The organism is Amycolatopsis sp. NPDC114478 (assembly GCF_055633805.1).
Genome location: NZ_JBVKDO010000009.1, coordinates 234,219 through 259,619, shown reverse-complemented (window position 1 = coordinate 259,619; position 25,401 = coordinate 234,219). Strand labels below are relative to the sequence as shown.

The 25,401-nt window shown below is 71.1% G+C and carries 22 protein-coding genes and 1 pseudogene; 8 read left to right on the top strand and 15 right to left on the bottom strand.

Going from position 1 to position 25,401, the window contains the following annotated elements:
• Window positions 1–12: 12 nt before the first annotated feature.
• Window positions 13–1,623 carry a fibronectin type III domain-containing protein gene (locus ACZ7OH_RS25755; RefSeq protein ID WP_470283104.1) on the top strand — a complete coding sequence of 537 codons (1,611 nt, stop codon included), beginning with the start codon at window positions 13–15 and terminating at the stop codon, window positions 1,621–1,623.
• 294 nt (window positions 1,624–1,917) lie between these two features.
• Here ACZ7OH_RS25755 and ACZ7OH_RS25750 read toward each other — a convergent pair whose 3' ends face one another.
• The gene (locus ACZ7OH_RS25750) at window positions 1,918–2,655 is read right to left on the bottom strand and encodes a MerR family transcriptional regulator (RefSeq protein WP_470283103.1); all 738 of its coding nucleotides are present in this window, start codon (window positions 2,653–2,655) and stop codon (window positions 1,918–1,920) included.
• Window positions 2,656–2,696: 41 nt separating this feature from the next.
• A complete protein-coding gene (locus tag ACZ7OH_RS25745; protein ID WP_470283102.1) occupies window positions 2,697–3,632 on the bottom strand; it encodes an alpha/beta fold hydrolase in 936 nt (311 codons plus the stop codon).
• Window positions 3,633–3,859: 227 nt separating this feature from the next.
• On the opposite strand from ACZ7OH_RS25745, the gene ACZ7OH_RS25740 reads away from it, so the two are divergent.
• A complete protein-coding gene (locus ACZ7OH_RS25740) occupies window positions 3,860–4,045 on the top strand; it encodes a hypothetical protein (protein WP_470283101.1) in 186 nt (61 codons plus the stop codon).
• A 236-nt stretch (window positions 4,046–4,281) separates the two neighbouring features.
• Here ACZ7OH_RS25740 and ACZ7OH_RS25735 read toward each other — a convergent pair whose 3' ends face one another.
• Window positions 4,282–4,893, bottom strand: coding sequence for a hypothetical protein (locus ACZ7OH_RS25735; RefSeq protein WP_470283100.1), 612 nt, complete (start codon window positions 4,891–4,893; stop codon window positions 4,282–4,284).
• A 386-nt stretch (window positions 4,894–5,279) separates the two neighbouring features.
• Here ACZ7OH_RS25735 and ACZ7OH_RS25730 point away from each other — a divergent pair, with 386 nt between their 5' ends.
• The 5 genes from ACZ7OH_RS25730 to ACZ7OH_RS25710 all read left to right on the top strand — a co-directional run bounded on the left by ACZ7OH_RS25730 (window position 5,280) and on the right by ACZ7OH_RS25710 (window position 13,340).
• Complete coding sequence (locus tag ACZ7OH_RS25730; protein ID WP_470283099.1) at window positions 5,280–5,660, top strand: DUF2267 domain-containing protein; 381 nt, start codon at window positions 5,280–5,282, stop codon at window positions 5,658–5,660.
• Window positions 5,661–5,770: 110 nt separating this feature from the next.
• Window positions 5,771–6,142, top strand: coding sequence for an Hsp20/alpha crystallin family protein (locus tag ACZ7OH_RS25725; RefSeq protein ID WP_470283098.1), 372 nt, complete (start codon window positions 5,771–5,773; stop codon window positions 6,140–6,142).
• 3 nt (window positions 6,143–6,145) lie between these two features.
• Window positions 6,146–6,865: a type 1 glutamine amidotransferase domain-containing protein gene (locus ACZ7OH_RS25720; RefSeq protein WP_470283097.1), complete on the top strand. Its 720-nt coding sequence runs from the start codon at window positions 6,146–6,148 to the stop codon at window positions 6,863–6,865.
• A 217-nt stretch (window positions 6,866–7,082) separates the two neighbouring features.
• The gene (locus ACZ7OH_RS25715; protein WP_470283096.1) at window positions 7,083–12,488 is read left to right on the top strand and encodes a DUF6531 domain-containing protein; all 5,406 of its coding nucleotides are present in this window, start codon (window positions 7,083–7,085) and stop codon (window positions 12,486–12,488) included.
• A gap of 60 nt (window positions 12,489–12,548) precedes the next feature.
• Window positions 12,549–13,340 carry a hypothetical protein gene (locus ACZ7OH_RS25710; RefSeq protein ID WP_470283095.1) on the top strand — a complete coding sequence of 264 codons (792 nt, stop codon included), beginning with the start codon at window positions 12,549–12,551 and terminating at the stop codon, window positions 13,338–13,340.
• A 74-nt stretch (window positions 13,341–13,414) separates the two neighbouring features.
• Here ACZ7OH_RS25710 and ACZ7OH_RS25705 read toward each other — a convergent pair whose 3' ends face one another.
• Genes ACZ7OH_RS25705 through ACZ7OH_RS25695 form a run of 3 tightly spaced genes read right to left on the bottom strand, consistent with a single transcriptional unit; the run spans window position 13,415 to window position 16,624 of the window.
• A complete protein-coding gene (locus tag ACZ7OH_RS25705; RefSeq protein WP_470283094.1) occupies window positions 13,415–14,416 on the bottom strand; it encodes a diacylglycerol/lipid kinase family protein in 1,002 nt (333 codons plus the stop codon).
• A gap of 12 nt (window positions 14,417–14,428) precedes the next feature.
• A complete protein-coding gene (locus tag ACZ7OH_RS25700; protein WP_470283093.1) occupies window positions 14,429–15,595 on the bottom strand; it encodes a hypothetical protein in 1,167 nt (388 codons plus the stop codon).
• Between the two features lie 33 nt (window positions 15,596–15,628).
• Entirely contained in the window at window positions 15,629–16,624 is a 996-nt protein-coding gene (locus ACZ7OH_RS25695; RefSeq protein WP_470283092.1) for a zinc-binding metallopeptidase family protein, read from the bottom strand.
• Window positions 16,625–16,821: 197 nt separating this feature from the next.
• Between ACZ7OH_RS25695 and ACZ7OH_RS25690 the strand changes: the two are divergent.
• Window positions 16,822–17,277: pseudogene (locus ACZ7OH_RS25690) on the top strand (S26 family signal peptidase); the annotation flags it as partial.
• On the opposite strand, the gene ACZ7OH_RS25685 reads toward ACZ7OH_RS25690, so the two are convergent.
• From ACZ7OH_RS25685 to ACZ7OH_RS25645, 9 genes are read right to left on the bottom strand one after another with little or no spacing between them, the layout of a single operon-like run.
• Window positions 17,188–17,676, bottom strand: coding sequence for an STAS domain-containing protein (locus tag ACZ7OH_RS25685; RefSeq protein WP_470283091.1), 489 nt, complete (start codon window positions 17,674–17,676; stop codon window positions 17,188–17,190). The pseudogene ACZ7OH_RS25690 and the gene ACZ7OH_RS25685 overlap by 90 nt on opposite strands.
• 46 nt (window positions 17,677–17,722) lie before the next feature.
• Entirely contained in the window at window positions 17,723–18,655 is a 933-nt protein-coding gene (locus tag ACZ7OH_RS25680; protein WP_470283090.1) for a PrsW family intramembrane metalloprotease, read from the bottom strand.
• Complete coding sequence (locus tag ACZ7OH_RS25675) at window positions 18,652–19,191, bottom strand: STAS domain-containing protein (protein ID WP_470283089.1); 540 nt, start codon at window positions 19,189–19,191, stop codon at window positions 18,652–18,654. The genes ACZ7OH_RS25680 and ACZ7OH_RS25675 overlap by 4 nt, the downstream gene beginning before the upstream one ends.
• Window positions 19,192–19,207: 16 nt before the next feature.
• Window positions 19,208–20,875 (bottom strand): FAD-dependent oxidoreductase, encoded by a 1,668-nt coding sequence (locus tag ACZ7OH_RS25670; protein WP_470283088.1) that lies wholly within the window; start codon window positions 20,873–20,875, stop codon window positions 19,208–19,210.
• Complete coding sequence (locus tag ACZ7OH_RS25665) at window positions 20,872–21,135, bottom strand: ubiquitin carboxyl-terminal hydrolase 14 (RefSeq protein ID WP_364583415.1); 264 nt, start codon at window positions 21,133–21,135, stop codon at window positions 20,872–20,874. The genes ACZ7OH_RS25670 and ACZ7OH_RS25665 overlap by 4 nt, the downstream gene beginning before the upstream one ends.
• The gene (gene trxA, locus ACZ7OH_RS25660; RefSeq protein ID WP_470283087.1) at window positions 21,132–21,578 is read right to left on the bottom strand and encodes a thioredoxin; all 447 of its coding nucleotides are present in this window, start codon (window positions 21,576–21,578) and stop codon (window positions 21,132–21,134) included. The genes ACZ7OH_RS25665 and trxA overlap by 4 nt, the downstream gene beginning before the upstream one ends.
• Window positions 21,575–24,202 (bottom strand): ATP-dependent chaperone ClpB, encoded by a 2,628-nt coding sequence (clpB, locus tag ACZ7OH_RS25655; RefSeq protein ID WP_470283086.1) that lies wholly within the window; start codon window positions 24,200–24,202, stop codon window positions 21,575–21,577. The genes trxA and clpB overlap by 4 nt, the downstream gene beginning before the upstream one ends.
• The gene (locus ACZ7OH_RS25650) at window positions 24,193–24,489 is read right to left on the bottom strand and encodes a chaperone modulator CbpM (RefSeq protein ID WP_400898659.1); all 297 of its coding nucleotides are present in this window, start codon (window positions 24,487–24,489) and stop codon (window positions 24,193–24,195) included. Before ACZ7OH_RS25650 ends, clpB begins: the two co-directional genes overlap by 10 nt.
• Window positions 24,489–25,400 (bottom strand): DnaJ C-terminal domain-containing protein, encoded by a 912-nt coding sequence (locus tag ACZ7OH_RS25645; protein ID WP_470283085.1) that lies wholly within the window; start codon window positions 25,398–25,400, stop codon window positions 24,489–24,491. Before ACZ7OH_RS25645 ends, ACZ7OH_RS25650 begins: the two co-directional genes overlap by 1 nt.
• Window position 25,401: the final 1 nt, after the last annotated feature.

The window sequence follows — 25,401 nt, the reverse complement described above, 5'->3', positions numbered from 1 at the left end:
GAGTGTGTCGGGATGAACGACGACGAAAAGATCTTCGCCCGCCACTTCGGCCGCCGTGGCTTCCTCGCTGCGGCCGGCGCGGCGGGAATCGCCTTCGCGGCGGGACCGCTCGCCGGGACGGCGGACGCACAACCCACCACAAAGGACATTTCGGACGCGACCGGCCGTGACGCCGCGAAGAGACCTCCCGTCGAGGGGTTGCACCTGCAGTTCGGCGCGGACGCCGCGAGCGAGGTCGTGGTGTCCTGGCACGCACTGCAGCCGGCCCGCGACCCGCGTGTGCTTGTCGGGCGTCCCGACGGCCGTTACGAGAGGAGCGTCCCGGCGAAGACCGTCAGCTACACCGACGCGAAGTCGGGCCAGGTCGTGTACGCGTTCCACGCCTCACTGCGAGGACTCCACCCGAACAGCGATTACGTCTACGCAGCGCTGCACGACGGCGCGGAGCCCGTGCTCGCGACCTTCCGGACCGCGCCGCGAGGCCGGGCGGCGTTCACCTTCACCAGCTTCGGCGACCAAGGCACCCCGACACTCGGCAAGCGCTACGTCCCTCCGGCCGGGGTCACCCTGCCGAACCCGCCGCTGGTCAACGACAACCTCGGTTCGCCGGCGGCCGGTGACACCACCGCAGGCGTCGAACGGGTGCAGCCGCTGTTCCACCTGTTCAACGGTGACCTGTGCTACGCCAACCTGGCCACCGACCGGGTCCGCACCTGGTGGGACTTCTGGACGAACAACAGCCGCAGCGCGCGCAACCGGCCGTGGATGCCCGCCGCGGGCAACCACGAAAACGAGCTGGGCAACGGCCCGATCGGCTACGCCGCCTATCAGACGTACTTCTCGGTGCCGCCCGCCTCCGGCCAGACCGACGTCACGCGCGGCCTGTGGTACTCGTTCACCGTGGGCTCGGTGCGGGTGATCAGCCTGGCCAACGACGACATCTGCTACCAGGACGGCGGCAACTCCTACGTGCGGGGCTACTCCCGGGGCGCGCAGAAGGCGTGGTTGGAGACGGAGCTCGCCGCCGCGCGCGCCGATCGCGACGTCGACTGGGTGGTGGTGTGCATGCACCAGGTCGCGATCAGCACCGCCGACCAGTTCAACGGTGCCGACCTGGGGATCCGCGAGGAATGGGTGCCGCTGTTCGACCGCTACGGCGTCGACCTGGTGGTGTGCGGGCACGAACACCACTACGAACGCTCCCACCCGATCCGCGGGGCGGCGGCCACCGCGACCCGCACCCCGGTGCCGGCGGCCACCCGTACCGACGTCGTCGACACCAGCAAGGGCACCGTCCACATGGTCCTCGGCGGCGGCGGCACGTCGGCGCCGTCGAACCAGCTGTTCTTCACCCCGCCGCGCTGCCGGGTGATCACCGCGGTCGGCGCACCCGACCCGGCGACCGGCAAGCGCCCGCCCGTCTACGTCACCGAGAACGCTCCGTGGTCCGCGGTTCGCGACGCCGCCAACTCGTACGGCTTCGCGGCGTTCACCGTCGATCCCGGCACCCGCCGCGGTGGCCTGACGACGATGCGGGTGACCTACTACGACGTCGTCGGCACCGGCGGCGCGCTCAAGCCGTTCGAGACCTTCACCCTCCAGCGCCCTCGCTCGGACGCCTGACGGCAACGTTCCGCCGGCGTCACGCGCGCCCTCACGACGCGCGTGCCGCCGGTGGAACGATCCCGTCACCGGCCGGTGCAGTACCGCGGACCCCGCTCGTTCGGTCGTGATCAGCCCGAACGACCGGAGGATCCGTCAGCGCGCCCGGACCCGCCGGCTCGACCGGCGCTGCCTCCGGCGTCGGCCGCGCCGCGTGGATCGCCGGGTAGACGAGCACCGGGGGAGGGCGGGGTCGGCCAGGACCGTCGGGACGTTCCGGCAGGAGTAGGCGGGCGCCAGATCAGGGCGTCGGCTTCAGCTGTGGGGCGCAGTGGTTCGGCGCTGCCGGGCCCGGTCGGTGAGCACACCGAGGATCCGCCGCCAAGCCGGTGACGCCTCGGCTACCCGAACGGAGACCAGCGTCATGGTCGCTTGCTGTCCGCTTTCCGCTTCCTGCTCGATCTGCCAGGCGTCCAGCTCGTCGACGAGCCGGTCCACGCGCGGATCGAGCGGATCCCAGTCGATCGACTGATCACAGAGGAGATACTGGTGCGTCTTCGCCGGGTCGTCGAACCTGGCGTTCCTGTCCTGTATCCACTGCGGCATGGCGCACGGGTCCAGCGCCTGCATCAGGATCCACGTGTCCCGCTCGAGTCGCACCGTCCGCTCGCTGACCCCGAGCTCGCGCATCCGGTCCAAGATCGCGACCACCTCAGGCGGCAGCACCAGCCCGTCGCCGCCGGCCAGCGCGGCGATCCGGCGCCGGTGCTCGGTGAGCTGGTCGACCTTGCGCCGCAGTTCGGCGTCGATGTCGGCGATGGCCGCGGCGAACTCGGCCGGCTGGGCGTGCAGCACCGCGTCGACGCGAGCCAGGGGCACACCGGCCTCGGCGAGGGTCCTGATCCGGATGAGGTCGACCGCCGCCTGCGCGCTGTAGCGGCGGTAGCCGGAGGCATCGCGTTCGGGCTCGGGCAACAGGCCGATGTGGTGGTAGTGGCGGACGGTGCGCACGGTCACGCCGGCGGTCGCCGCGAGCTGGCCGATCGTGAGCACCGGCTACCTCCGCTCTTCGGAAAGGCGCTCTTCGAAAAGAGCTAGGCGCGACCCACCCGGTCCACGACATCGCGGATCGCTTCGACCACGATATCGGGGCGCGCGAAGCAAAGCTGGCTGTGGCCGATGCCGGGCACGACCCGCCGCTCCCCGTGCGAAACCCCGCTCACCAGGGCCGCGACCATCTTCCTGCGGCCTTCGGCGATCTCGCGCAGGGTCTGCTCCGAGACACCCTGCCGCGTCTCCTCCGACGTCAGCGCCTGCTGAGCCGGGTCGACCCCCTCCGTGGTGAGGGCGATCAGCGGGACGTCGGGCAGGTCCGGCCCGGCCCGCAGTTCGTCGGCGAGCGCGACCAGGTTGCCACGCTCGGCGAAGCCGCCCAGGAGCCAGTTGTCACTCACGTGGGCCTCGATCAGCGACCGCCGTAGGTGCTCCGGGTGGTGCCCCAGCAGCTCGGCGTACATCCGGCGCAGGTCCGGGCGCTGCCGCCGGATCCACGCCAGGTCCGGTGCCATCCGCTCGCCCGCGGCCAGGCCCGCCTCGGCGGGCATGAACTCGTCCCAGTCCCGGTGGAAGGCGTCCAGCCAGACCAACCCGGCCACCTCCGGCGCGTACAGCTGCGTGAATCGATGCGCGTAGGCGCCGCCGAGGGAGTGCGCGACCAGAACGTACGGGCCGGCGATGGCCTGGTCGTGCAGCAGCTCGTGCAGTTCCGTGGCGACCGCGGCGGCGGTGCGCGGCAGCGGGACCGGGTCGCTGTAGCCGGTTCCGCCTCGGTCGTACACCACGGCGGTGGTGAACCGCGCTACCTGCTGGTGGACGAGGAAGTAGTCCAGGCCGACCATGCCGGCGCCCGGCAGGACGACGACAGCCGGGCCGCCACCACCCGACCGATGCACGAAAACGCGGCGGCCGTGGAGCTGCTGGAAATCGCCGATCGGCGGAATGAGGGCCGAAGAAAGGGTGCTGTCCGTCATGCCACCAGGCTCCAACCCTGACGCACGGTCAGGGTCAACCCCTTCCGATCGGAAGTTCACCGCGACATGCGCTCCACGAATTGCTGCCGCCCGAGCCGCTGAAGTCGGCGCCCGAGTAACTGTCTTCGACCGGGTGGTTCAGGCACACCTCGACCCCGCCGAGCGAGGTCGTAGAAGCCGGCCGAGTTCACTTCGGCGAACCGGTCGATCGGCACGTCGAGGAGGGTGTGCGCGGTTTCCAGGGTCTTCTTCCGGCCGGCTTCCCGGCCTTGGTGCTCCAGGTCCGCCTTGTCGGTGATGCCGCGAGCGGCCAGCTGCCGCTCCGCCTCCGCCTTCGCCAGCCCATGGCCAGGCCGCCGGTGATCCCGGACAGCATCGTCGCGGCGATCCCCGTCCCGGACGCGCGCGACTGATTTGTCCGATGAGGACTGTCGCTTGTGGTCCGTCCGAAACCCCGATGGCCTTGTCAGCCACCATGACCAGCGCGGCAGCGTGGACGTTGTGAAGGCGTCGTGTCGCGTTCTCAGCGTCCTGCCGGCGATCGGCGGCTACCGTCGTGCGCGGCTGGACACCCCCCGAACGGCGGCCGGTCTCGCGCACCGTCGTCAGTTGACGCCCCAACCGCGGTCGATGCCAGGATGGAGAACCTTCACTCTGCCAGGCCCGCCGCCTCATGTGCAGCGTCGTCGACTGCCTTGGCCGCTTTGGCGGCGAGGTCGGCCAGGTCGGGCAGGTCCGGGTTCAGCTCCCTGGCCCTGGCGGCGAGCCGCTCCATCAGCTTTGCCGAGTTCTGCGCCAGCCGCACCGCGTCGGCCATCCGGTCGTCCGCGGCCAGGTGTTCGATGTGCCAGGCCAGCCCGGCGAGCGTCTCGTCGTCGGTGTCCGGGGACAGGTAGCCGGCCAGTCCCGGCGGGTACCGGGTGTCGGCACGCAGTTCGGACAGCGCGGTCACCACCGAGGGCTCGGCGCTGAACCTGTCCAGCAGGTCGATCAGCGCGAACAGCCTGGCCACGACCTTCGGCCGGCCGGGGAAGCGGTCCAGCCACCGCACCAGCTCGGCCTCGCCGCCGAGGTGCTGCACGATCCGGGTCATCTGCGCGGCGAGCGCGGTGGGCAGCTCAGCGTGGAACATGGCGATGTGGGCCACCTGGTCGGCCAGCTCGGCCTGGCCGTCCTCGTCCAACTTGTCGGCGACGAACCTCTTGACCAGCTTCGTGTCCAGAAGGAAACCCGGTTTCGGCAGCTGCTCGTGGTAGGTCATGGGCCTCCCAGGTTCGTGACGGCGTCCGCTGTGGACGATCTGAGGACGGTCCCCACCTAGCTGGGGACGAGGATGCATCGGATCGCACCGGCGCCGTATCGACCTGGCAGGTCGAAAACCAGCACGGCGAACGGGCCTGCCAGGCGCATCGGGCGGCGTCGACCTCCCGAGGCCAAAAAGCCGCACGTTCCGTCATGTCACGGTGAACGGCCGCGCGACGGCACTGTCCGTCCTGGCTTGGCGGCGATGCACCCGCGCCGCCGGGAAGACACCGGTGTAGTTCACCGATCGCGGCACACCTGTCGGCCTGGCAGGGTGAATCGGCCCGGCAAATTCCGTCCCCGGCGTCGGAGACGCCGCCCGCCCGCGGCTGCCATGCTCGGCCCATGGATTACCACCAGTTCGTCGACGAAGTGGCCGAGCGGGCCGACGTCTCGCGAGAACAGGCCGAGGCGCTGGCCCGGGCCACCCTGTGGACGCTGGGCGAACGCATCACCGGCGGGGAGGCTCGCCACATCGCCGGGCAACTCCCCGAGGAGCTGCAGACCCCCCTGGTCGCGGCCGAGGAGGAAGCCGAGGGATTCAGCCTCGACGAGTTCATCCGCCGGACCGCGGAACGGGCCGGCGTGGACCGGGGCACCGCGGACATCGGCATGGCAGCGGTCTTCGCCACGCTGCGCGAAACGATCAGCGGTGACGACCTCCGCCACATGATGAGCCAGCTGCCGCTGGAGTTCAAGGAAATGGCAGCCGGCCCTCGTCTCTGAGACGTTCGAGTAACAGGAGGAGACCTACCATGACTGTGCCCGTCAGGCGTTCTGCCGGCCAGACGGATCGATGGAACCCCCTACGCGAATTCGAAGATCTTTATCGACAGGTGGACCGGCTCGCGCAGTCGGCGCTGGGCACCGCACGGGACGGCGGGCCGTGGCTGCCGGCCGGAGACGTCTCGGAGACCGACGACGCCTACCTGGTCGAGCTCGAACTGCCCGGCGTCCGGCGGGAGGACGTCGACGTCGAGCTGTACGGCAACGAGCTGGTCATCACCGGTGAGCTGAAAGAGCGGGAGCGCAAGGGTTTGCTGCGCCGCCGAACCCGCAGGATCGGCGAGTTCGAGTACCGCGTGACGCTGCCCGGCGACATCCGCGCCGACGGCATCGAGGCGGCACTCGACAGCGGCGTGCTCACCGTACGCGTCCCGAAGGTGGACGCCGCCAAGCCCAGCAAGATCAAGATCACCGGTGGTTGACCGATGACCCGAATCCTGGTGGTGCTCTCCGGCAGCGACCATTGGACGCTCAAGGACGGTACCCGGCACCCCACCGGTTACTGGGCCGAGGAGTTCATCGTGCCGCACAACGGGTTCCGCACCCAGGGTGTCGAGGTGGTCGTCGCCACCCCGGGCGGAGTGGCGCCGACGGTGGACCAGAGGAGCCTGGACCCGGAGACGGTGGGCGGCGAGAGGAAAGCCACCGCGTTTCGCGACTACCTCGACGCGATCGCCACCGAACTGGCCCGGCCAATGGTGCTGGAGCACGCAGTGGGGCACGTCGCCGACTACGACGCCATCTACATCCCCGGCGGCCACGGGCCGATGGAGGATCTGGCCGGCTTCGAGCCGCTTGGCGAGCTCCTCGTCCAGTTCTTCGACACGGGCCGCGTCGTCACGGCGGTCTGCCACGGTCCGGCGGCACTGCTCTCGGCCAACCGGCGCACCGGCGACTGGCTGTTCGAGGGCCGGCGAATGACGGGGTACACGAACGAGGAGGAGCGCCTGGTCGGCCTCGCCGACCGCGCGCCGTGGCTGCTGGAGGACCGGCTGCGGGAGCGTGGCGCGGACTTCAAGGCGGGCGCGCCGTGGGAGCCGCACATCGTGGTGGACGCCAACCTGCTCACCGGCCAGAACCCGGCGTCGTCCCAGGCGGCCACCGACCGGACGCTGAGTGAATTGCGCGTATACGACGCACTGTGACGGCGATATCGCCTGAAACTGCCATCGCCTGAAATTGCCGGAACATCCACGCCACGTGCGGCGCAGCCAGAGAGTCGGGTGCTCGCAGGTCGTATAACGATCTATACGGCGAGGCTGACGCGATCAGCCGCCCGACTTGTCCGGAGCCAAGGTGCCAGGCGCGGCGGGAGCGCGGTGGTCAAGATCGCTGTGCTCCCGCCGCTGCTAGCGTGCTGGGGTGAGCAACCCGCTGATCGCGCAGACCCAGGACTCGACGAAGGCCTACTCCGGCATCTCGCTCCTGGAGTCCGCCAACGATCTCTCGACCGCCATCAAGAGCGGCGACTGGGCCTCGGTGGCGATGGGCGCGGTCGGCACGGCGCTCGACGCCCTGTCGATGGCCATGGACCCGTTCGGCGCGATCCTCGCCGCCGGGGTCAGCTGGTTGATGGAGCACGTCGGCCCGCTCAAGGACGCCCTCAACGCGCTCACCGGCAACGCCGACGAGATCCAGGCCCAGTCCGAGACCTGGGCCAACGTCGCCAAAGAGCTCGGCAGCGTCTCCTCGGACCTGACCGACGCCATCAAGGCCGACCTGCCGTCGTGGTCCGGACCGGCCTCGGACGCCTACCGGCAGCGCGGCCAGGACGTGTCCACCACCCTGCAAGCGGCGCAGAAGGGCTGCGAAGGTGCCTCCAGTGGCGTCAAGACCGCCGGCGAGGTCGTGGCCGCGGTCCGCACGCTGGTGCGCGACATCATCTCCGAACTCGTCGGCCACCTGATCAGCTGGGCGCTGCAGGTCATCTTCACCCTCGGCATCGGCCTCACCTGGGTCGTCCCCCAGGTCGTCACGGCCGTCGCGAAAACCGCCTCGAAGATCACCGACCTGGTCACCAAGCTCGTCAAGGCGCTGAAGGCCCTGGTGCCGCTGCTGAAGAGGGCGGGAACCCTCTTCGAGGACGCGGGCAAGGCGCTCAAGAACCTCAAGGTCGGCAAGACCGCGCCGCCCCCCAAGGTCCGCGACATCAACGGCACCCCGAAGGCGCCACCGGTGAAAACCCCCGGCGGCGACGGCGGAGGCACCCCCAAGGACCACACACCGCCACCGGCGGCCAAGGGCGGCGACGACGCCACCCACACCTCCAGCACCGGCGACGGCGGCTCTCACGGCGGTGGCAGCACCCCACCACCGCCGAAGGCCGACGAGGCACCGCCGGTCAAGACCGACCCCGAACCGCCGCCGGCGCAGACCCCGAAGGGGCCGGGGGACGACAAGACCGTCACCTCGAGCTCCGGCGGCTCCGGCGGCGGCAAGAGCATCAAGGACAGCAACGCGAACCCGCACGAGAACGGCACCCCACCGCCGGACCGGTCGGTGTGCGGCGACCCGATCGACGTGGCGACCGGGTGGATGCTGCTGACGCAGACGGACCTGGAGATCCCCGGCGCGTTGCCGCTGGAGGTGTCGCGCACGCACATCTCGTCCTACCGCGCGGGCCGCTGGTTCGGCCCGTCGTGGGCCTCCACCGTGGACCAGCGGCTCGAGGTCGAGGACGACGGCGTGCACGTCGCGCTCGCCGACGGAAGCCTCCAGAGCTACCCCCTGCCGGTGAGCTCCCCGGTGCTGCCGGTGGCGGGCCCGGCACGGCCGCTCCGCCGTGCCGAGGGCGGCTACCTGGTCGAGGATCCGCAGCAGCAGCACACGCTGTTCTTCGAGGAGTCCGCCGACGGCGTGTTCCCGCTGAGGACGATCTTCGACGGCGACGGCAACCGCGTCGATGTGGTGCCCGGTGCGAACGGGGTGCCGGCGGAGCTGGTCCACTCCTCCGGCGACCGGGTGCTGTTCGACAGCGCGGGCGGCCGGATCACCGCGCTGCGGGCTGCCGACGGCACGGTCGTCGCGAGCTACTCCTACGACGCGCGCGGCCGGCTGGCCGAGGTCGTCGACGCCGCCGGCACGCCCACCCGTTTCACCTACGACGCCGACGGCCGGATCGTGCGCTGGGAAGACGTCAACGGCCGCTGGTACAGCTACGGCTTCGACGCCGCGGGCCGGGTCGTGCGGGCCCAAGGCACCGACGGCTACCTCGACTGCGCGATCGACTACGACCGCGAGAACCTCGTCACGAGCGTCACCGACTCGCTCGGCGCGGTGCGCCGCTTCCACCTCGACGACCGGCTCAGCGTGATCGCCGAGACCGACGCGCTGGGCCACACCACCAGCCTCGCCTACGACGAGCACGGCAGGCTGCTCACCCGGACCGATCCGCTGGGCCGCCAGGTCCGCTACGAGCGGGACGGGGCCGGCCGGGTCGTCGCGATCACCGCGCCGGACGGCACGCGGTCGCTGACCGAGTACAACGAGCAGGGCCGCCCGGTCACCGCGATCGGCCCCGACGGCGCCACGTGGCGCTACGAGTACGACGCGCGCGGCAAGGTCACCGGGGTCGTCGACCCGCTCGGTGCCCGGACCTCCTACGCCTACGACGAGCGCGGCAACGTCGCCGTGGTCACCGACGCGCTCGGTGGCACCACCCGGATCTCCTCCGACGCGGCGGGCCGGGCGCTGACCGTCGAGGACGAGGACGGCGCCGTCACCCGCTACACCTACGACCTGCTCGGCCGCACCACGTCGGTGACCGACGAGCTGGGCGCCGTCACCCGGTTCGCGTGGGCGGCGGGCGACCAGCTCGCCGAACGGATCGAGCCGGACGGCGCGACGTGGCGGTGGACGGACTCCGCCGTCGGGAACACCGACGAGAGCACCGACGCGCGCGGCAACACCACCCGCACCGAGTACGCGCAGTTCGACCTGCCGGTGGCCGAAACCGGCCCGGACGGCTCGCGGCTCGCCTACGCGTACGACACCGAGCTGCGCCTGGTGTCGGTGACCAACGAGCAAGGCCTGGTCTGGCACTACCGCTACGACCCCGCCGGGAACCTCATCGGCGAGACCGATTTCAACGGCCGCACCCTGCAGTACCGCTACGACGCCGCCGGGCAGCTGATCGGCCGCACGAACGGTGCGGGGGAGACTACGACGCTGGAGCGCGACGTGATGGGCCAGGTGGTCTGCCGCGTCACCGGCGAAGACGTCGCGACCTTCGCCTACGACGAGGCCGGCCGCATGGTCTCCGCGCGCAACGCCGACGCCGAGGTCACCTTCGCCTACGACGCGCTGGGCCGCGTGGTCGCCGAGACGGTGGACGGGCGCGTGGTGCGCTCGGAGTACGACGAGCTGGGTCGGCGCCGCGCGCGCCACACGCCTTCGGGCGCGATGTCGCGCTTCGAGTACGGACCGGCCGGCACGCTCGCCGCGCTGCACGTCGGGAACCGCTCGCTGCGCTTCGGGCACGACCTCGCCGGCCACGAACGGGTCCGCCGCTTCGGTGCCGCGGAACTGCGCCAGAGCTGGGCTCCGGGCGACCGGCTGGTGGCCCAGACGGTCGTCGCGGGCAATCGCACGACCCAGCACCGCGAGTACGGTTACCTCGCCGACGGTTACCTGGCTTCGGTGGCCGACGCGATCACCGGTACCCGCACCTTCGAGGTGGACCGCGCGGGCCGCGTCCAGGCTGTCGTGGGCCGCGGCTGGCAGGAGAACTACGTCTACCACCAGACCGGTGTCATCGCCCAGGCGCAGACTCCCGGAGCGCCGACGGCCGGGCCGCGCGAGTACCGCGGCACCCTGCTCACCGCCGCGGGCGCGGTCCGCTACGCCCACGACCCCGAAGGCCGCACCACCCTGCGCGGTGCCGGGCCGGCGGGTCCGCAGTGGCAGTTCCGGTGGAACGCCGAGAGCCGCCTGACCTCGGTGCTCACGCCCCGGGGCGAGCACTGGCGCTACCGCTACGACGCGCTGGGCAGGCGTGTCGCCAAGCAGCGCCTCACGCCGGACGGCCGGGTGGCCGAGCAGGTCCAGTTCGCCTGGGACGGGGACGCGCTCGCCGAACAGGTGCGCACCGGACCCGGTCAGCCCCCGGTCGCCACCGTGTGGGAGTGGGAACCGGGTACCGGCCGCGCCCTCACCCAGACCGAACGCGTCCTCGGCGCGCCGGGCGAGCGATTCCACACGATCGTCACCGACCTCGCCGGCACGCCGAGCGAGCTGCTGGAGGAGTCCGGTGAGGTCGCGTGGCACCGCCAGGCCACGCTCTGGGGCAAGGTCCTCGACGGACCGGGCCGCACCACCACGCCGTTGCGGTTCCCCGGCCAGTACCACGACGCCGAAACCGGGCTGCACTACAACCTCAACCGCTTCTACGACCCCGAGGCCGGCCGTTACCTGTCCCACGACCCGCTGGGCCTCGACCCGGGCCCGGACTCGCAGGCCTACGTCCACAACCCGACCGCGCTGGCCGACCCGCTCGGCCTCGCCCCGACCGTCACCCCGTGCGCGGCGAAGAAGAAGCAGCAGGCGGCCGCCTCCGGTTCCTCGAAGTCCAAGGTGAGCAAGGCGAAGCAGCAGTTGGTCGGTACCGGCGGCGCGGGGCCGAGCAAGAAGGCCCCGAAGGTGAAGACCAAGCCGGACGGCAACCCCGCGAAGTCCGACGGCTCGTACGGCACGACGAAACACGAGCAGGCGCGCACCTGGGACAAGTACCAGAACGAGATCAAGAACGACTCGACCTGGAAGGACCCGAACAAGCTCGTCAGCGGCAAGACGCACGAGTCCGAACACCCGATCGGGTACAAGGCTCTCGGCGGCGACGAGTTCAAGCGGGCCAAAGCGCACGAAGACCAGATCAAGTCGGACGTCGACAAAGGCAAGCGCGGGCCGAAGACGCAGGATGAAGCGGACAACATCCAGACGGCCAGGCGCATCGAGAATGACGCTCCGGCCTACCAGGAGTCACACCAGGCGCACCGCGACAACATCGGCACCGGCGGGCGCACCGAGAAGGACGCCTCGGGATTCAACGCCGACTCCTACCGCGACTCCCTCGCCAACACCTTGCGGGAAGGCCGGCCGAGCGACGGTGTCCAGCTCAACCAGCTCACCTACGCCCACCAGCACCTCGAGCCGAAGATGGAGCCCAACCCCGACTTCGTCAGCAAGGGCAAGACCCCGGACGTGCCGGAGAAGATCCAGACGTGGGAGTCGAACCCGCACTACAAGAACGACATGGAGACGCCGGACGAGCCGAAGCAGACCCACGCGTTCGAGCCATCCACGCGGGACAGCTTCCGGCCCACGGACGGGACGGTGCAGGGCAAGGTCGCCGACGACTCCTACCACCACATGGTGGACAAGATGGAGGGCAAGTCGGTCGAGTACAGCGACGGCACCGGCGGTGTCGGCAAGCCGGGCGGCACCACCCACACCCCGCCGGTCTCGCACGACGACGTCATCGAGATGCACACGGCGCGCGACGTCGTGCGGGACGGCGCCGGAGTGTCCAAAGAGGACATGCCGATGTTCCTCCACGACAAGGAGATGGGCCACCGCCTCGGGCAGCCGACCGACGCGGACAAGCAGAAGTACTGGGGCGACGACGTCAAGGACGTCGACATGTCGGACCAGGCGGTGCGGGACCGGATCCAGGCGCAGCAGGACCGCATGCAGCAGATGGTCGGCCAGCAGCGCGCCGGCCGCGAACCGGGCTGGGCCGCCGACCCGGACGCCATGGAGGTGGACGGCTGACCGGCGTGCGGCGTGCTTGCCGGACGCGCGGTCCCTTTCCCGGCCTGAGGATTGGACGCAATGGGACGCTCGTCGGTGTTCACTTTCCAGTACATCGCCATCGACACGGAGGCTGGTGTCACGCCGGAGGAGTTCGAGATCTTCGTGCGTGGTGAAGGCGTTCACCTGCCCTTGTACCCGGGGTGGCGGTGGACTTTGCTGCGCGGGTTGCGCGGAGAGCGGACCGGGCAGTACCTGATGTTGTACGAGATCGAGAGCGCCGAGCAGCGCGACCGCTACGTCACCGCACGGGGTGAGCAGACCGAACCGGCCCGGCAGTTCTGGGCGCGGCACCCCGAGGCGGAGGCGGTGCTGGCGCGGTGGCGGCGGCTGGGCACGTTCGCTGAGCTGCCGACGTTGTTCACCGACTACCGGCTGCTGGCCGACAACCCGCGGAGCACGGTCACGCCCGGCCCCCGCTACCGCGACCGCCCGGGGGAGGAGCCCGTCGCCCGGGTCGTCGGGATCCACAACCTGGCGTTGCGCGCCGGGGTGACCGAGGAGATGTTCGACCGCTTCATCGCCGAGAACCACCACCGGATCGACGACTACCCGGACTGGCGGTTCCACGTGCTCAAGGGCGAGCGGGGCAACCGCCTCGACCAGTACGTGATGATGATGGAGATCGCGAGCCTGGAGGCGCTGGACGTCTTCTACCCCGAGCCCGACATCGCCACCGGCGAGGCCGCGGAGTTCGCGGCGGCTCACCGTGACACGAAGCAGATGTACGAGGAGTGGAAGCAGCTGGCGTCGTTCTCGGGGTCGCCGCAGATCTACACGAACTACCTCGCCGTCGCGGAGAACCCGGCGTAGCCCCGCACGACCGGGACGGTCCCGGGATCGCGATCGGCAGGTGAGTGAAAGTGCGGGCACGGTGACTCTGAGCTTCAGTTGGTTGTCGGCCTGGGGAGCAGGACCTGCAACGCTCCCGGCTGGATCTCGCACACGATCGGGAGGTCGAGCTGCACCGCCTCACCGTCGATGCCGGCGGGCAGCTGCGCGAGCGTGCTGTGCAGGGTGATCCGGGTTGCGGTCCAGGTGACGATTCCGGCGCCGGGTGGTCCTGCGTGGCCTTGTTGCCGCAGTTCCGCTAGTTCCCGGCGCAGGCGGGGGAGCAGATCCGGCGGTGGCGAGCCGTCCGGGTGCTTGATGACGATCCCGCCGAGCCGGCCGGTGTCGAGTGCGGACCGGTGGCCCAGCCGGCGCAGCGCGCCGAGGTCGTACGGGTTGTTGGACACGAGGACGATCTGCGGGCTGTCGATCGGGCCTTCCGGAGTGTCCACGACGCCGTCGACCCGCTGCTCGCCCTGGAGGTATCCCGGCGCGATTTCGGCGAAGGTGCGCGCCTTCGCCTCCCGGTAGCCGGGTGTCAGCAACGCGTCCGCGTAGGCGCCGAACGAGACGTTGTTGACGAAGATCCGGGAGCCGACCCGGCCGAGATCGACCGGGCGGGGCGCGCCCGCGCGCAGGGCGTTCAGCGCGGACGCCGGGTTTCGGATGTCCAGGCCCAGATCGCGGGCGAAATGGTTGCGAGTTCCCGCCGGGATCACCACCAACGGCAGGCCGGCCTCGGAGGCTTCCGCGGCCACCGCGGCGACCGTGCCGTCGCCGCCGGCGACGCCGAGGATCCCGGCTCCGTCGGTGATGGCGGCTCGTGCCAGCGACGCCACGTCCTGGCCCGGGCCGGTCAGCCTGACTTGCGCGCCCATCGCCTGTGCCCGCTCCACCAGTCCGAAGCGGGCCACCTTTCCGCCTCCGGAGTGCGGGTTCATCACCACCACGGTGCCGTTCGTCATCACGATCTCCTGCCGGTCCCGGGCGGCTGGCCCCGACGACGGTATCGGATGTGAAGTGCACGCGGGAGCGGGCGCGGCCGGGCTTCCGAACACCGCCGGTCCGGGTCACGGCGATGCGGTGTCCGGCTGCAGGGTGAGGTACACGGCGCGGACGGCCAGGGTGCGCTCGATCTCGTCGATGATCGGGGCGAAGAACTGCTTGCGGTGCTCGGTGTCGCTCATCGAGGTGACCGCGAAGTACATGCTGCCGAAGCCCGCGAGCAGGGTGGCGTTGCGCAGCAGGGCGACCGGGACGCCCGGGAGCAGCGGCGAGATCGCCGGCTTGGTACCGATCCACTGTTCGGCCGCGGCGGGGGTCACGATGATCACGCCGAGGAGGACGAAGAAGGCGAACAGCGCGAGGCCGACGACCGCGGCCTGGACGAGCTGGCGGGTGGCGAGCATCAGCAGCAGGTTGCGCTTCTGGCGCCCGTTGAGGCTGACCGCGCGGACGGGCCCGTCGATGGTGACGGCGGCGAGCGGGGTGCCGGCGCAGGCGGCGGTCAGCATGGGTGGGCTGAAGTCCTGCTCGACCCGGCCGATTTCGTCGCGGAGGCGGGCGGCCGCGGCGAGAACGGTGACCGCGGCGAAGAGGGCGACGACCAGGGCGAGCCGCCACCAGGCGAGCTGGTTCATCAGCTGCCAGAGCTCGCCGGTGAAGAAGAGGAACAGGGTGACGAAGAGCAGGACCGGCAGGGCGCGGCCGAGGACTTGCACGCTGTTGCGGAGGTCGGTGATCGCCTGCTTGATGCCTTGGCGCACCAGGGTGCCGAAGCCGTAGGTGGTGGCGAGGGCAGTGGCCGCGAAGGCGGCGGCGAAGAACACCAGGAACGCGAGAACGCCCAGCGCGCGGGCGCCCGGGAGGGTGATGGCGCCGTCGAAGGCGAGCTGCAGCAGCGGCACCGCGACCGGCATGGCGGCGTAGGTGGCGAGGATGGCGATGGTCGCGCCGCGGGAGAAGCGGGGGAGGCGCCGGACGAACAGCGAGATCGTCACCCAGGCCGCGATCGTCACCGCGATGACCACGCCGAGCAGGACCCACCGGCCCGAGCCGGCCGTCTTGAGCGGGACGAGCCAGGCGAGGCCGGCGAGCATGACGAAGGTGAGCGCGGGCAGCATCCGCGGGAGGATGTGCGCGGTGAAGCCGTACCCGGCGATCATCGTCGGGGTCCCGCGGCGGAGGAACCAGCGTTCGGTCCGCTGGACCCGGGCCCGAGGTGAAGAGGTCGGCATGGGGAGATGATTCCCGGCGGCTCCGGGCCGGGCTCACCGGGCCCGGGCCGCCGCGACGGTCGCGTCGGCGAACCGGAGCTTGTCCTGGACCACGGGCGACAGCGTGAACGGGTACAGGTCGTCCTTGCCCATGCTGCGGTTGAGCTGGTTGAGCGCGCGCGACAGCGGGATCCAGGTCGCGACCAGGTCGTCGACGTCGTCGGTGTGGTCCTCGGGGACGGCGTCGACCCGGCTGCCGGGGTGGGGCGCGATCGGCGTGCCGGCGACGAGCACGCCGAGCGCCGCGGCGGTCTGCACCGTGTCGCGGATGTGCAGGAGGTGGGCGAAGGTCTCGGCCCAGTCTTCCCACGGGTGCGCGGCCGCGTAGTGGCTGACGTGGGTGTCCGCCCACTCCGAGCCGGGTGCGCTGCCGTAGTGGTCTTCCAGCGCCTGCTGGTAGTCGGCTCGTTCGTCGCCGAACAGGGTCCGGAACGCGTCCGGCGCGCCGGCGATGAGCAGGTCCCAGTACCAATGGCCGATCTCGTGGCGGAAGTGGCCGAGGAGGGTGCGGTACGGCTCGGCCAGCCGCGCGCGCAGGCCTTCGCGGAACCCGTCGTCGCCCTCGGCGAGGTCGATGGTGATCACGCCCGAGGCGTGGCCGGTGGTCACCGGCCGGTCGGCGCTGGAGAGCAGGTCGAACGCCAGGCCGTGCTCGGGATCGGCCGTGCGCGGGGTCACCGGGAGGCCGAGGTCGTCCAGCTGGTAGAGCAGCCGCCGTTTGGCGGTTTCCGCGGCGCGGAAGGCTTCGAGGGCCTCGACGTCCTCGTCGGCCGGGCGGGTCCGGGTCAGCGCGCAGCAGCCGCACAACGGCTCGGCGGTGGCGATCCAGTTGCACCCGGCGAGCTCCGCGTTGGCGCAGCGGGCGCGCCCGGCCGTCCGGACCATCGACCGGGTCGCGCGGTCGTAGCCCACGTCGGTGCCGCACACCACGCAGGCCGAGTTCTCGAAGAACAGCAGGTTCGCGCAGTGCGGGCAGGTGAACGTGCGCATGCGGGATGAATACCCGCCGCGAAGCCGGTGAACCGGACCAGCGGGGTGATCCGGGACGCAGGACGGCACCGCGATTTGCTCGAAAGCGAACAGATAGCGCGGCTGAGCCACGATCTCACGGTCGATTCCGCTGATGAGAGGAGTGATCATGGCTCGCATGATCAACACCCTGGGCGACCGGTTGCTGGGCCCGCCGCGCGTTGATCCTGACCACAGTGGACGGTGCCAGCATGGCCCCGGCCCTGCGCTCCGGCGACCGTGTCCTGGTGCGCCGCACTCGCCGCCCCCGGCGCGGTCAGGTGGCCCTGCTGCGCTATCCGCCGTTGCCGAGCGGAGCACCGGCGGGGGAGCAGCTGCTGCTCAAACGCGTGGTGGCGGTGCCGGGCGACCGCCTGCCGCCCGTCTGGGCCGACCCGGACGTGCACGGCCTCGGAGGTGCGACGGTGCCCCCGGGCTGCACCGTCGTCTTGGGTGACAACCGGCCGTCCAGCTGGGATTCCCGGCACTACGGGTTCGTGCCGCGGGAGCGGCTGGTCGGCGTGGTGGCGACGCCGGCGTGCGTTCTAGGACGCCGGTTTGGCCGAGAGGCAGGCGCGGGCTTCGGCGACCGTGGGCTTGATGGTGATCTCGCGGTTGAGAGCCGTCAGTTGTAGGTGCCGGAGCATCGTGCGCTGGGCGCTGACCAGGTAGAACGCGACGCCCGCGGAGCCGGCCGCGTGGGCGAAGATCTGGAGCGCCGCCAGTCCGGAAGACGCGAGAAACGCAACTCGGTCGAGGTCGGCGATGACCGCGGTCGGCGGGCCGGTGAGGGTCGATTCGAGGTGCTGGGCGAAGGTGTGGACCGTGGCCAGGTCGATCTCGCCGGACGCGGTCGCCAGTACCACGCCGGCGTCGCGGGTGATCGACAGCGCCAGTTTGCCCCGGCTGGAACGTCTTGCTGAGTCATCGTGCGGATGAGCACGGGCGGGTTCGCCGTCCGGCGCGGGGAATCCGGGCCGTAACGTCGCGTGCACCCGTTGCGGTGCGGTGGGCAAGCCGAACAGACGGTGCATTCCTGTGCTCCTTTTCCTGAAACTCGTGGCCTTCGCGCACCGCCGGTCAATACCTTCCGACCGCCGGCGTGCGCGCGGCCGGGATCCGGTACGTCCAGTGGGGTGCCCGGCGGCGCTCCCGCCGCGACCGGCGGACCAGGACCAGCAGCCACAGCACGCCGATCAGTGCGATCACGCCCTCGCCCGTCCAGGTCATCACCGTGTACACCGTCGTCACGTCCTCGGGCGGTACGACGAGGCCGCGCGGATCGAACTCCGCCACCTGCCCGGTCAGCACCAGGGTGATCACCAGGGCGATGGACGACATGGAATCCCACAGCGCGTGCAGCAGCGCGACGCCGAGGAACGCCAGCGCCAGGCGAAGGCTCAGCACGAAGTGCTCGCGCGTGCTCCACGCGAACAGCAGCCCGCCCAGGATGGCGGTCCACAGCCCGTGCCCGACCGGCGCGAGCAGCCCGCGCAGCAGCTCGGTCGTGACCAGGTCGGTCAGCGACAGGCCGTGGGAGGTGAACAACGACGTGAGCGCGTAGCCCGCGGATTCGAAGGCGGAGAAGCCGAACCCGACCGTGGCGCCGAGGATCATCCCGTCCCGCATGGACTTCACGACCAGGCCGCGCGTCAGCAGGGCGAGCGCGATCAGCTTGACGGCCTCCTCGATGAGCCCGACCCACAGGTACAGCCACGTCGACGGGTACAGCAGGTAGGCCTCCAGCACCGAAGCGCCGAGAACGCCGAGCACCCCGCCGACGAGGAAGGTCCGGAACACCAGCTCGGCGGTGATCTCGCCGGAGTCGCGGCGCTCGAACGCCCACGCCACGAACGTCACCGGCACCAGGAAGCTGCCGAGCAGCACGAGCGTGGGCAGCAGGTTGGGGTTGCCGGTCGCGTACGTCACGACGACCGAGAGCACCCACAGCAGCAGGCCGACCACGAAGATCCGTGCCCAGGTCCGCCGGTGGTGGCGGCTGACGGTGGTCATCGGCGCCTCCCGAACCGCTCGCCGCGCCCGGTGGCCCCGGTGTCGACGAACGCGCGGAAGCGGGCGGGGGAGCCGGGTTCGGCGACCCCCTCGAAGCCCTGCGGGCAGCGCAGTGCCGCCCACCGCCGCAGGCCGCCCTCGAAGGCGGCGCGGTACTGGGCGAAAACCTCGCCGAGCGCCTCGTCGTCCAGCTCGTACAGCACCGGCGGGGTCAGCCCGATCAGTTCCAGCGCGCCGCCGTCCGCGGTCAGCCGTTCGCCGAAACGGCGCAGCAGGCCGAGGAGGTCGTCGCCGGGACGTTCGACCCGGGAGAGGTCGATGACGAAGTGGCGGGCGCCCGCGTGGACGAGCCCGGCGAGGTACCCCGCGAGGGTGCGCAACGCCGGCGCGTCCGTCCGGCCGGCGATCGCGACGACGGTGTAGCGCCCCGGGTGCAGGGTCGAGCTGATGGTGAGTTCGGGCGGGGGTGCCGCGCGGCTGATCAGCCGATCCAGTTCCGCGAGCGCGATGGGCGGGTGGGAAAGCCTGGTGGTCATGGGAAACCTCCCGTTGTCAGGGTTCTTGCGCGAGGTGTTCGTGCACCAGCCGGACGGCCATGGCGCCTTCGCCCACCGCCGAGGCCACCCGCTTCACCGAGCCGTGCCGGACGTCGCCGACGGCGAACACACCGGGGCTGCTCGTCTCCAGCGGCAACGGCGCCCGCGAGATCCCGGCCGCCTGGAACGCGCCGGCGTCGGCGCCGGTGAGTACGAACCCGTCCGCGTCGAGCGCGACGTGGCCGGACAGCCAGCGCGTGTGGGGAGCGGCCCCGATGAAGACGAACAACGCGCGGGCGGCGAGCCGGGTCCGCTCGTGCGTGCGGTTGTCCTCGACCTCGACCCCCGACATCGTCTTGCCGTCCTCGACGATCTCGCGGACCTCGGTGTGCAGGTGGACCCGGATGCGCGGGTGCCGCTCCACCTGGTCGACCAGGTAGCGCGACATGTTCGCGCCGAGATCGCCGCCGCGCACCAGCAGGTGCACCACGGGCGAGGACCCCGCCAGGAACACCGCGGCCTGCCCCGCGGAGTTGCCGCCGCCGACCACCGCGACCGGGTCGGCCTGGCACTGCCTGGCCTCCTCCGGGGTCGCGGCGTAGTAGAGGCACGTGCCTTCGAGGTACTCGAGTCTGGGTATGGGCAGCCGCCGGTACCGGGCGCCGGTCGCGATGATCACCGTCCGCGTGACGACTTCGGTGCCGTCGTCGAACCCGACCGCGTACAGCCCGCCCCGCGGTTCGAGCGTGCGGGCTTCGCCCGGGACGTCGACCCGGACGCCGAACTTGGCCGCCTGGATCACCGACCGCTCGGCCAGCTCCGCTCCCGAGATCCCGGACGGGAAGCCGAGATAGTTCTCGATCCGCGAAGTGGTGCCCGCCTGCCCCCCGGCCGCGACGGCGTCGAAAGCCGACGTCGCGAGCCCTTCCGAGGCGGCGTAGACGACGGCCGCGAGCCCGCCGGGCCCGGCGCCGACCACGAGCATGTCGCGCACGCCGGCCCGGGGTTCCTGGTGCCGCAGCCCGACCGCGCGCGCCAGTTCGGCGTTGCTCGGGTTGCGCAGCACACCGGCGCCGGGCAGCACCACCACCGGCGTCTGGTCGACCGTGACGCCGAGCCGGCGCAGCAGCGCCTCGGCCCCGTGGTCCTGGTCGAGGTCGTCCAGCCGGTAGGGCAGGCGGTTGCGGGCCACGAACTCCAGCAGCCGCCGGGTGTCCGGCGAGTAGCACGAGCCGACGATCCGCAGCCCGTCACCGGAGCCGATGATGAGGGCGCGGCGGACGAGGTAGGCCCGCAGGATCAGGTCGCCGAGAACCGGGTCGCCGGTCACCACCCGCTTCAGCTCGTCGACCGGGAGGACGAGCACCTCGCCGGGTTCGGCGGCGACGGCGGTGAAGAACGACGGCTGCCCTTCGAGCAGGCCCAGTTCGCCGAGGAACCGCCCGGGGCCGTGGACGCGCACGGTTCTGGTCTCGTCCCCTTCGGTGTGCTGGATGGCGACCTTGCCGCTCAGGACGACGTACCAGTCCGACGAGCGTTCCCCTTGCGCGTAGAGCACTTCACCCGGCCGCACCGCCCGGCGCTCGCCCGCGGCGGAGAGCGTCTCGAGCTGCTCGCGGGTCAGCCGGGGGAACGCGCCGTGCGGATCCGGCGTCTCGACGAGGTCCTGCGCCGCGACCGTCATACGAACGCCTCGTGCGCGTAGCACCAACGCCAGTTTTCGCCGGGCTCGAACGAGCGCACGATGGGGTGGCCGATGGCGTGGGCGTGCCGGCGCGCGTGCCTCATCGGTGAAGAGTCGCAACAGCCGACGTGCCCGCAGGTCAGGCACAGCCGCAGGTGCACCCACGCGGTCCCGGCGGCGAGGCACTCCTGGCAGCCTTGGGGAGTCCGGGGCACCACCTCTCGGACGAGAGCCAGGTGCGGGTCGGTGACAGTGGTCATGTCTTCGCCTCCTCCGGCGAGTTCAGTGCTTGGTCGAGCCAGTCGCGCAGAACGTTTTCCGGCGCCGCGCCGGCCTGCCGCCGGACGACCTCGCCGCCGCGGAGCACCAGGAGGGTCGGCACGGCCATGACGTCGAACCGGCGTGCCGTCGCCGGTGCCTTGTCGACGTCGACCTTGACGAGCTTCACCTTCCCGGCCCGCGCGCGGGCGAGCCGGTCCAGCGCCGGGCTCACCGACCGGCAGGGGCCGCACCAGGTGGCCCAGAGGTCGACGAGCACCGGGAGGCCCGCCTGCTCGGCGATCGGCGCGAAGTCGGTGTCGCCCGCGTCGACCACCCACGGCAGCGGCTGGTGGCAGTTACCGCACTTCGGCGTTCCGTCGGCGGCGACGGGAATCCGGTTGCTCTTCCCGCAGTGCTCGCAGGCGACGACGACGGTCCTCATGCTGCCTCCTGTCCGGCGGCGCGGAAGTCGACGGTCAGGTCACCGTCGGCCGCGTCGACCACGATCACGAGTCCCTCGGTCAGCTCGCCGCGCAGCAGCGCGCGCCCGATCCGCGTCTCGACCTCGTGGGAGATGTAGCGACGCAACGGCCTTGCGCCGTAGACGGGGTCGAACCCGCGCCGGGCGATGAACTGCCGCGCCGAAGGGGTGAGTTCGACCGTGATGCCCTGTTCGGCCAGCCGGCGGCGCAGATCGTCGAACTGCAGGTCGACGATCCGCTCGATCTCGGCCGGCCCGAGCGGGGTGAACAGCACGGTGTCGTCGACGCGGTTGAGGAATTCGGGCCGGAAGTGGTGGCGCAGTTCGGCCAGTACGGCGTCCCGGGCTTCCGGCTTGATTTCGCCGGTGGTGGTGACGCCGTCGAGCAGGTGCTGCGAGCCGATGTTGGAGGTCATGATGATCACCGTGTTGCGGAAGTCGACGGTACGGCCCTGCGAGTCGGTGATCCGGCCGTCGTCGAGCACCTGCAGCAGCGTGTTGAACACGTCCGGGTGGGCCTTCTCGATCTCGTCGAACAGCACGACCGAGTACGGCTTGCGCCGCACGGCTTCGGTGAGCTGGCCGCCCTCGTCGTAACCGACGTAACCCGGCGGAGCGCCCAGCAGCCGCGAGACGGTGTGCCGCTCCTGGTACTCGCTCATGTCGAGCCGGACCATGTTGTCCTCGCTGTCGAACAGGGCCGCCGCGAGGGTCTTGGCCAGTTCGGTCTTCCCGACCCCGGTCGGGCCGAGGAAGATGAACGACCCGATCGGCTTGCGCGGGTCGCGGATCCCCGACCGGGCCCGGATGACCGCGTCGGCGACCAGCCGGACGGCTTCGTCCTGGCCGATCACCCGCTCGTGCAGGATTTCGTCCAGGCGCAGCAGTTTTTCGCGCTCGCCTTCCTGCAGCCGGGAGACCGGGATGCCGGTCCACGAGGCGACGATCTCGGCGATCTCGTCCTCGGTGACGACTTCGCGCAGCAGCCGGTTCCGGCCCTGCTTGCCCGCGAGCTGTTCTTCTTCCGCGGCCAGCCGGCGCTCGGCTTCGGTGATCTCGCCGTAGCGCAGCTCGGCCGCGCGGTTGAGGTCGTAGTTGCGTTCCGCTTCTTCGGCTTCGTGGCGGAGCCGTTCGAGTTCGGACCGCAGCTCCTGGACCCGCCGGATCGCCTGCCGCTCGGCGTCCCACTGCGCCTTCTTCGAGTCCGCTTCGGCCCGGAGATCGGCGAGTTCCCGATCGAGGTCCGCCAGTCGTGCCTTGCTGGCCTTGTCGGTTTCCTTGGACAGCGCGGCCTGCTCGATCTCCAGGCGGGTGACGCGCCGGGTGAGCTCGTCGAGTTCGGCGGGCATGGAGTCGATTTCCGTGCGCAGCCGCGCGCACGCCTCGTCGACGAGGTCGATCGCCTTGTCCGGCAGGAACCGGTCGGTGATGTAGCGGTGGGACAGGGTCGCGGCGGCGACCAGCGCGCCGTCCTGGATCTTGACCCCGTGGAACACCTCGAGCCGTTCCCGCAGTCCGCGCAGGATGGAGATGGTGTCCTCGACGGAGGGTTCGTCGACGACGACCGGCTGGAACCGGCGCTCCAGCGCGGCGTCCTTCTCGATGTGCTTGCGGTACTCGTCGAGCGTCGTCGCCCCGATCAGGTGGAGCTCGCCGCGCGCGAGCATCGGCTTGAGCATGTTCCCGGCGTCCATCGCGCCTTCGGTGGCGCCGGCCCCGACGACCGTGTGGAGCTCGTCGATGAACAGCAGGATGCGTCCTTCTTCGGCTTTGACCTCGGCCAGCACTGCCTTGAGCCGCTCCTCGAACTCGCCGCGGTACTTCGCCCCGGCGACGAGCGCGCCCATGTCGAGCGAGAAGATCGTCTTGTCCCGCAGGCCTTCCGGCACGTCGCCGCGCACGATCCGCTGGGCGAGACCCTCGACGATCGCCGTCTTGCCGACGCCCGGGTCGCCGATCAGCACGGGGTTGTTCTTGGTCTTCCGCGACAGGATCTGGATCACCCGGCGGATCTCGGCGTCCCGGCCGATGACCGGGTCGAGCTTGCCCGATCGCGCGTCGGCGACCAGGTCCCGGCCGTACTTCTCCAGCGCCTCGTACGCGCCCTCCGGGGTGGCCGAGGTGACCCGCTGGTTGCCGCGGATCTTGGTCAGTGCCGTCAAGAACGACTCGCGCGTCACGCCGTGCCGGGTCAGCAGCCGTCCCGCGGCGGACTTCGCGCCCTCGTCGGCGAGGGCCAGCACGAGGTGCTCGACGGAGACGTATTCGTCCTTGAGCCGCTTGGCTTCCCGTTCGGCGGCGTCGAGCAGGCCGGCGAGGCGCCGGGTGAGGTAGACCTGCCCGGGTGCGGCGCCCGGGCCGGTCACCTTCGGTCGCCGCGCGACCTCCGCTTCGACGGCTTCGCGGAGGCTGTCGACGTCCGCGCCCGCCTGCGCGAGCAGCCGGGGCGCCAGGCCGTCGGCCTGGTCGAGCAGCGCGAGCAGCAGGTGCTCGCCGTCGGTCTCGGTGTGGCCGTGGCGCTGCGCCACGCTCTGGGCCTCTTGGAGTGCTTCCTGCGACTTCTGGGTCAGCTTGCTCATGTCCATCGCCGATTGCTCCTGACTTGTCCTTCGAGGACGTCGATGCGGTCGAGCAGGTCGAGCACCAGCCCGATCGCCGCGTAGTTGAGGGGCAGGACGGCGTGCAGCCGCTGGATCCGGGCCACCCTGGCCATCGTGGACAAGGGGAAGCACGGGCGCCCGTTCGCGTCCGGGGTCGTCTCCACCAGGCCGAGCGCCGCGAACCGGCGGAGCAGCTCGGGGTGCAGCCCGGTGCGCGCGGCCACGGTCTCGAGGTCGAGCCGCGCCGGGCGGACGAGCACGTACCGCGCCATCAGGTCCTCCTGGGATCGAAGTCGGACACCGCGGCGAGCTCTTCGAACAGCTCGCGTTCCCGCTTGTTCGGGCGCTTCGGCACCATGATCTTGACCTCGGCGTAGAGGTCGCCGGGCTTGCCCTTCGGGTTCGGCATGCCCTCGCCGCGCAGCCGCAGCCGCCGTCCACTGGACGATCCGGGGACGACCCGGGCCTTCACCTCGCCACCGGGCGTGGTGATCGGGACCGTGGCCCCGAGCGCGGCCTCCGACGGCGTCACCGGGAGCTCGACGTGGATGTCGCGCCCCTCGAGCCGGTACCGGCGGTCCGGCCGGACGCGGACGACGAGGTACAGGTCCCCGGGGGCGGCGTTGCCCGCGCCCCGGCCGCCCTGGCCGGCCAGCCGGATGCGCTGGCCGTCGAGTACGCCCGGCGGGATCGTCACGTCGTACTCGCGGTCACCACCGAAGTTCAGGTGCCGCCGCCCGCCGCGGTAGGCCTCCTCGACGGACAGCTCGAGCTCGGCCTCCTGGTCCGCGCCCGGGACCGGGCCACCGCGCCCCCGGCCGCCGAAGAGACCGCCGAGGAGATCCTCGATGTCGACGCCTTCGAACCCTTCGAACCCACTACCGGAGGTGCTGTAGCGGACGCGGCCACCGCGCTGCCCGGCACCGGCGCCGGCGCCGACGCGCTGCTCCCAGTCGTCGGGCACCTGCCGGAAGTCGTCGCCGAACCGGTCGTACTTGCGGCGCTGCTCCGGGTCGGACAGGACCTGGTAGGCCTCGCTGACCTCCTTGAACCGCTCTTCGGCCTTCGGGTCCTTGTTGACGTCCGGGTGGTTCTCGCGGGCGAGTTTCCGGTACGCCCGCTGGAGTTCCTCGGCGCCGGCATCGCGGCCGACCCCGAGCGTGGCGTAGAAGTCCCGTGCCACG

Coding starts and splice junctions, on each gene's coding strand:
- ACZ7OH_RS25755 (WP_470283104.1), top strand. CDS start 13: ATGAACGACGACGAAAAGATCTTCGCCCGCCACTTCGGCCGCCGTGGC.
- ACZ7OH_RS25745 (WP_470283102.1), bottom strand. CDS start 3,632: ATGACGGACAGCACCCTTTCTTCGGCCCTCATTCCGCCGATCGGCGAT.
- ACZ7OH_RS25735 (WP_470283100.1), bottom strand. CDS start 4,893: ATGACCTACCACGAGCAGCTGCCGAAACCGGGTTTCCTTCTGGACACG.
- ACZ7OH_RS25730 (WP_470283099.1), top strand. CDS start 5,280: ATGGATTACCACCAGTTCGTCGACGAAGTGGCCGAGCGGGCCGACGTC.
- ACZ7OH_RS25720 (WP_470283097.1), top strand. CDS start 6,146: ATGACCCGAATCCTGGTGGTGCTCTCCGGCAGCGACCATTGGACGCTC.
- ACZ7OH_RS25710 (WP_470283095.1), top strand. CDS start 12,549: ATGGGACGCTCGTCGGTGTTCACTTTCCAGTACATCGCCATCGACACG.
- ACZ7OH_RS25700 (WP_470283093.1), bottom strand. CDS start 15,595: ATGCCGACCTCTTCACCTCGGGCCCGGGTCCAGCGGACCGAACGCTGG.
- ACZ7OH_RS25695 (WP_470283092.1), bottom strand. CDS start 16,624: ATGCGCACGTTCACCTGCCCGCACTGCGCGAACCTGCTGTTCTTCGAG.
- ACZ7OH_RS25685 (WP_470283091.1), bottom strand. CDS start 17,676: ATGCACCGTCTGTTCGGCTTGCCCACCGCACCGCAACGGGTGCACGCG.
- ACZ7OH_RS25680 (WP_470283090.1), bottom strand. CDS start 18,655: ATGACCACCGTCAGCCGCCACCACCGGCGGACCTGGGCACGGATCTTC.
- ACZ7OH_RS25675 (WP_470283089.1), bottom strand. CDS start 19,191: ATGACCACCAGGCTTTCCCACCCGCCCATCGCGCTCGCGGAACTGGAT.
- ACZ7OH_RS25670 (WP_470283088.1), bottom strand. CDS start 20,875: ATGACGGTCGCGGCGCAGGACCTCGTCGAGACGCCGGATCCGCACGGC.
- ACZ7OH_RS25665 (WP_364583415.1), bottom strand. CDS start 21,135: ATGACCACTGTCACCGACCCGCACCTGGCTCTCGTCCGAGAGGTGGTG.
- trxA (WP_470283087.1), bottom strand. CDS start 21,578: ATGAGGACCGTCGTCGTCGCCTGCGAGCACTGCGGGAAGAGCAACCGG.
- clpB (WP_470283086.1), bottom strand. CDS start 24,202: ATGGACATGAGCAAGCTGACCCAGAAGTCGCAGGAAGCACTCCAAGAG.
- ACZ7OH_RS25650 (WP_400898659.1), bottom strand. CDS start 24,489: ATGGCGCGGTACGTGCTCGTCCGCCCGGCGCGGCTCGACCTCGAGACC.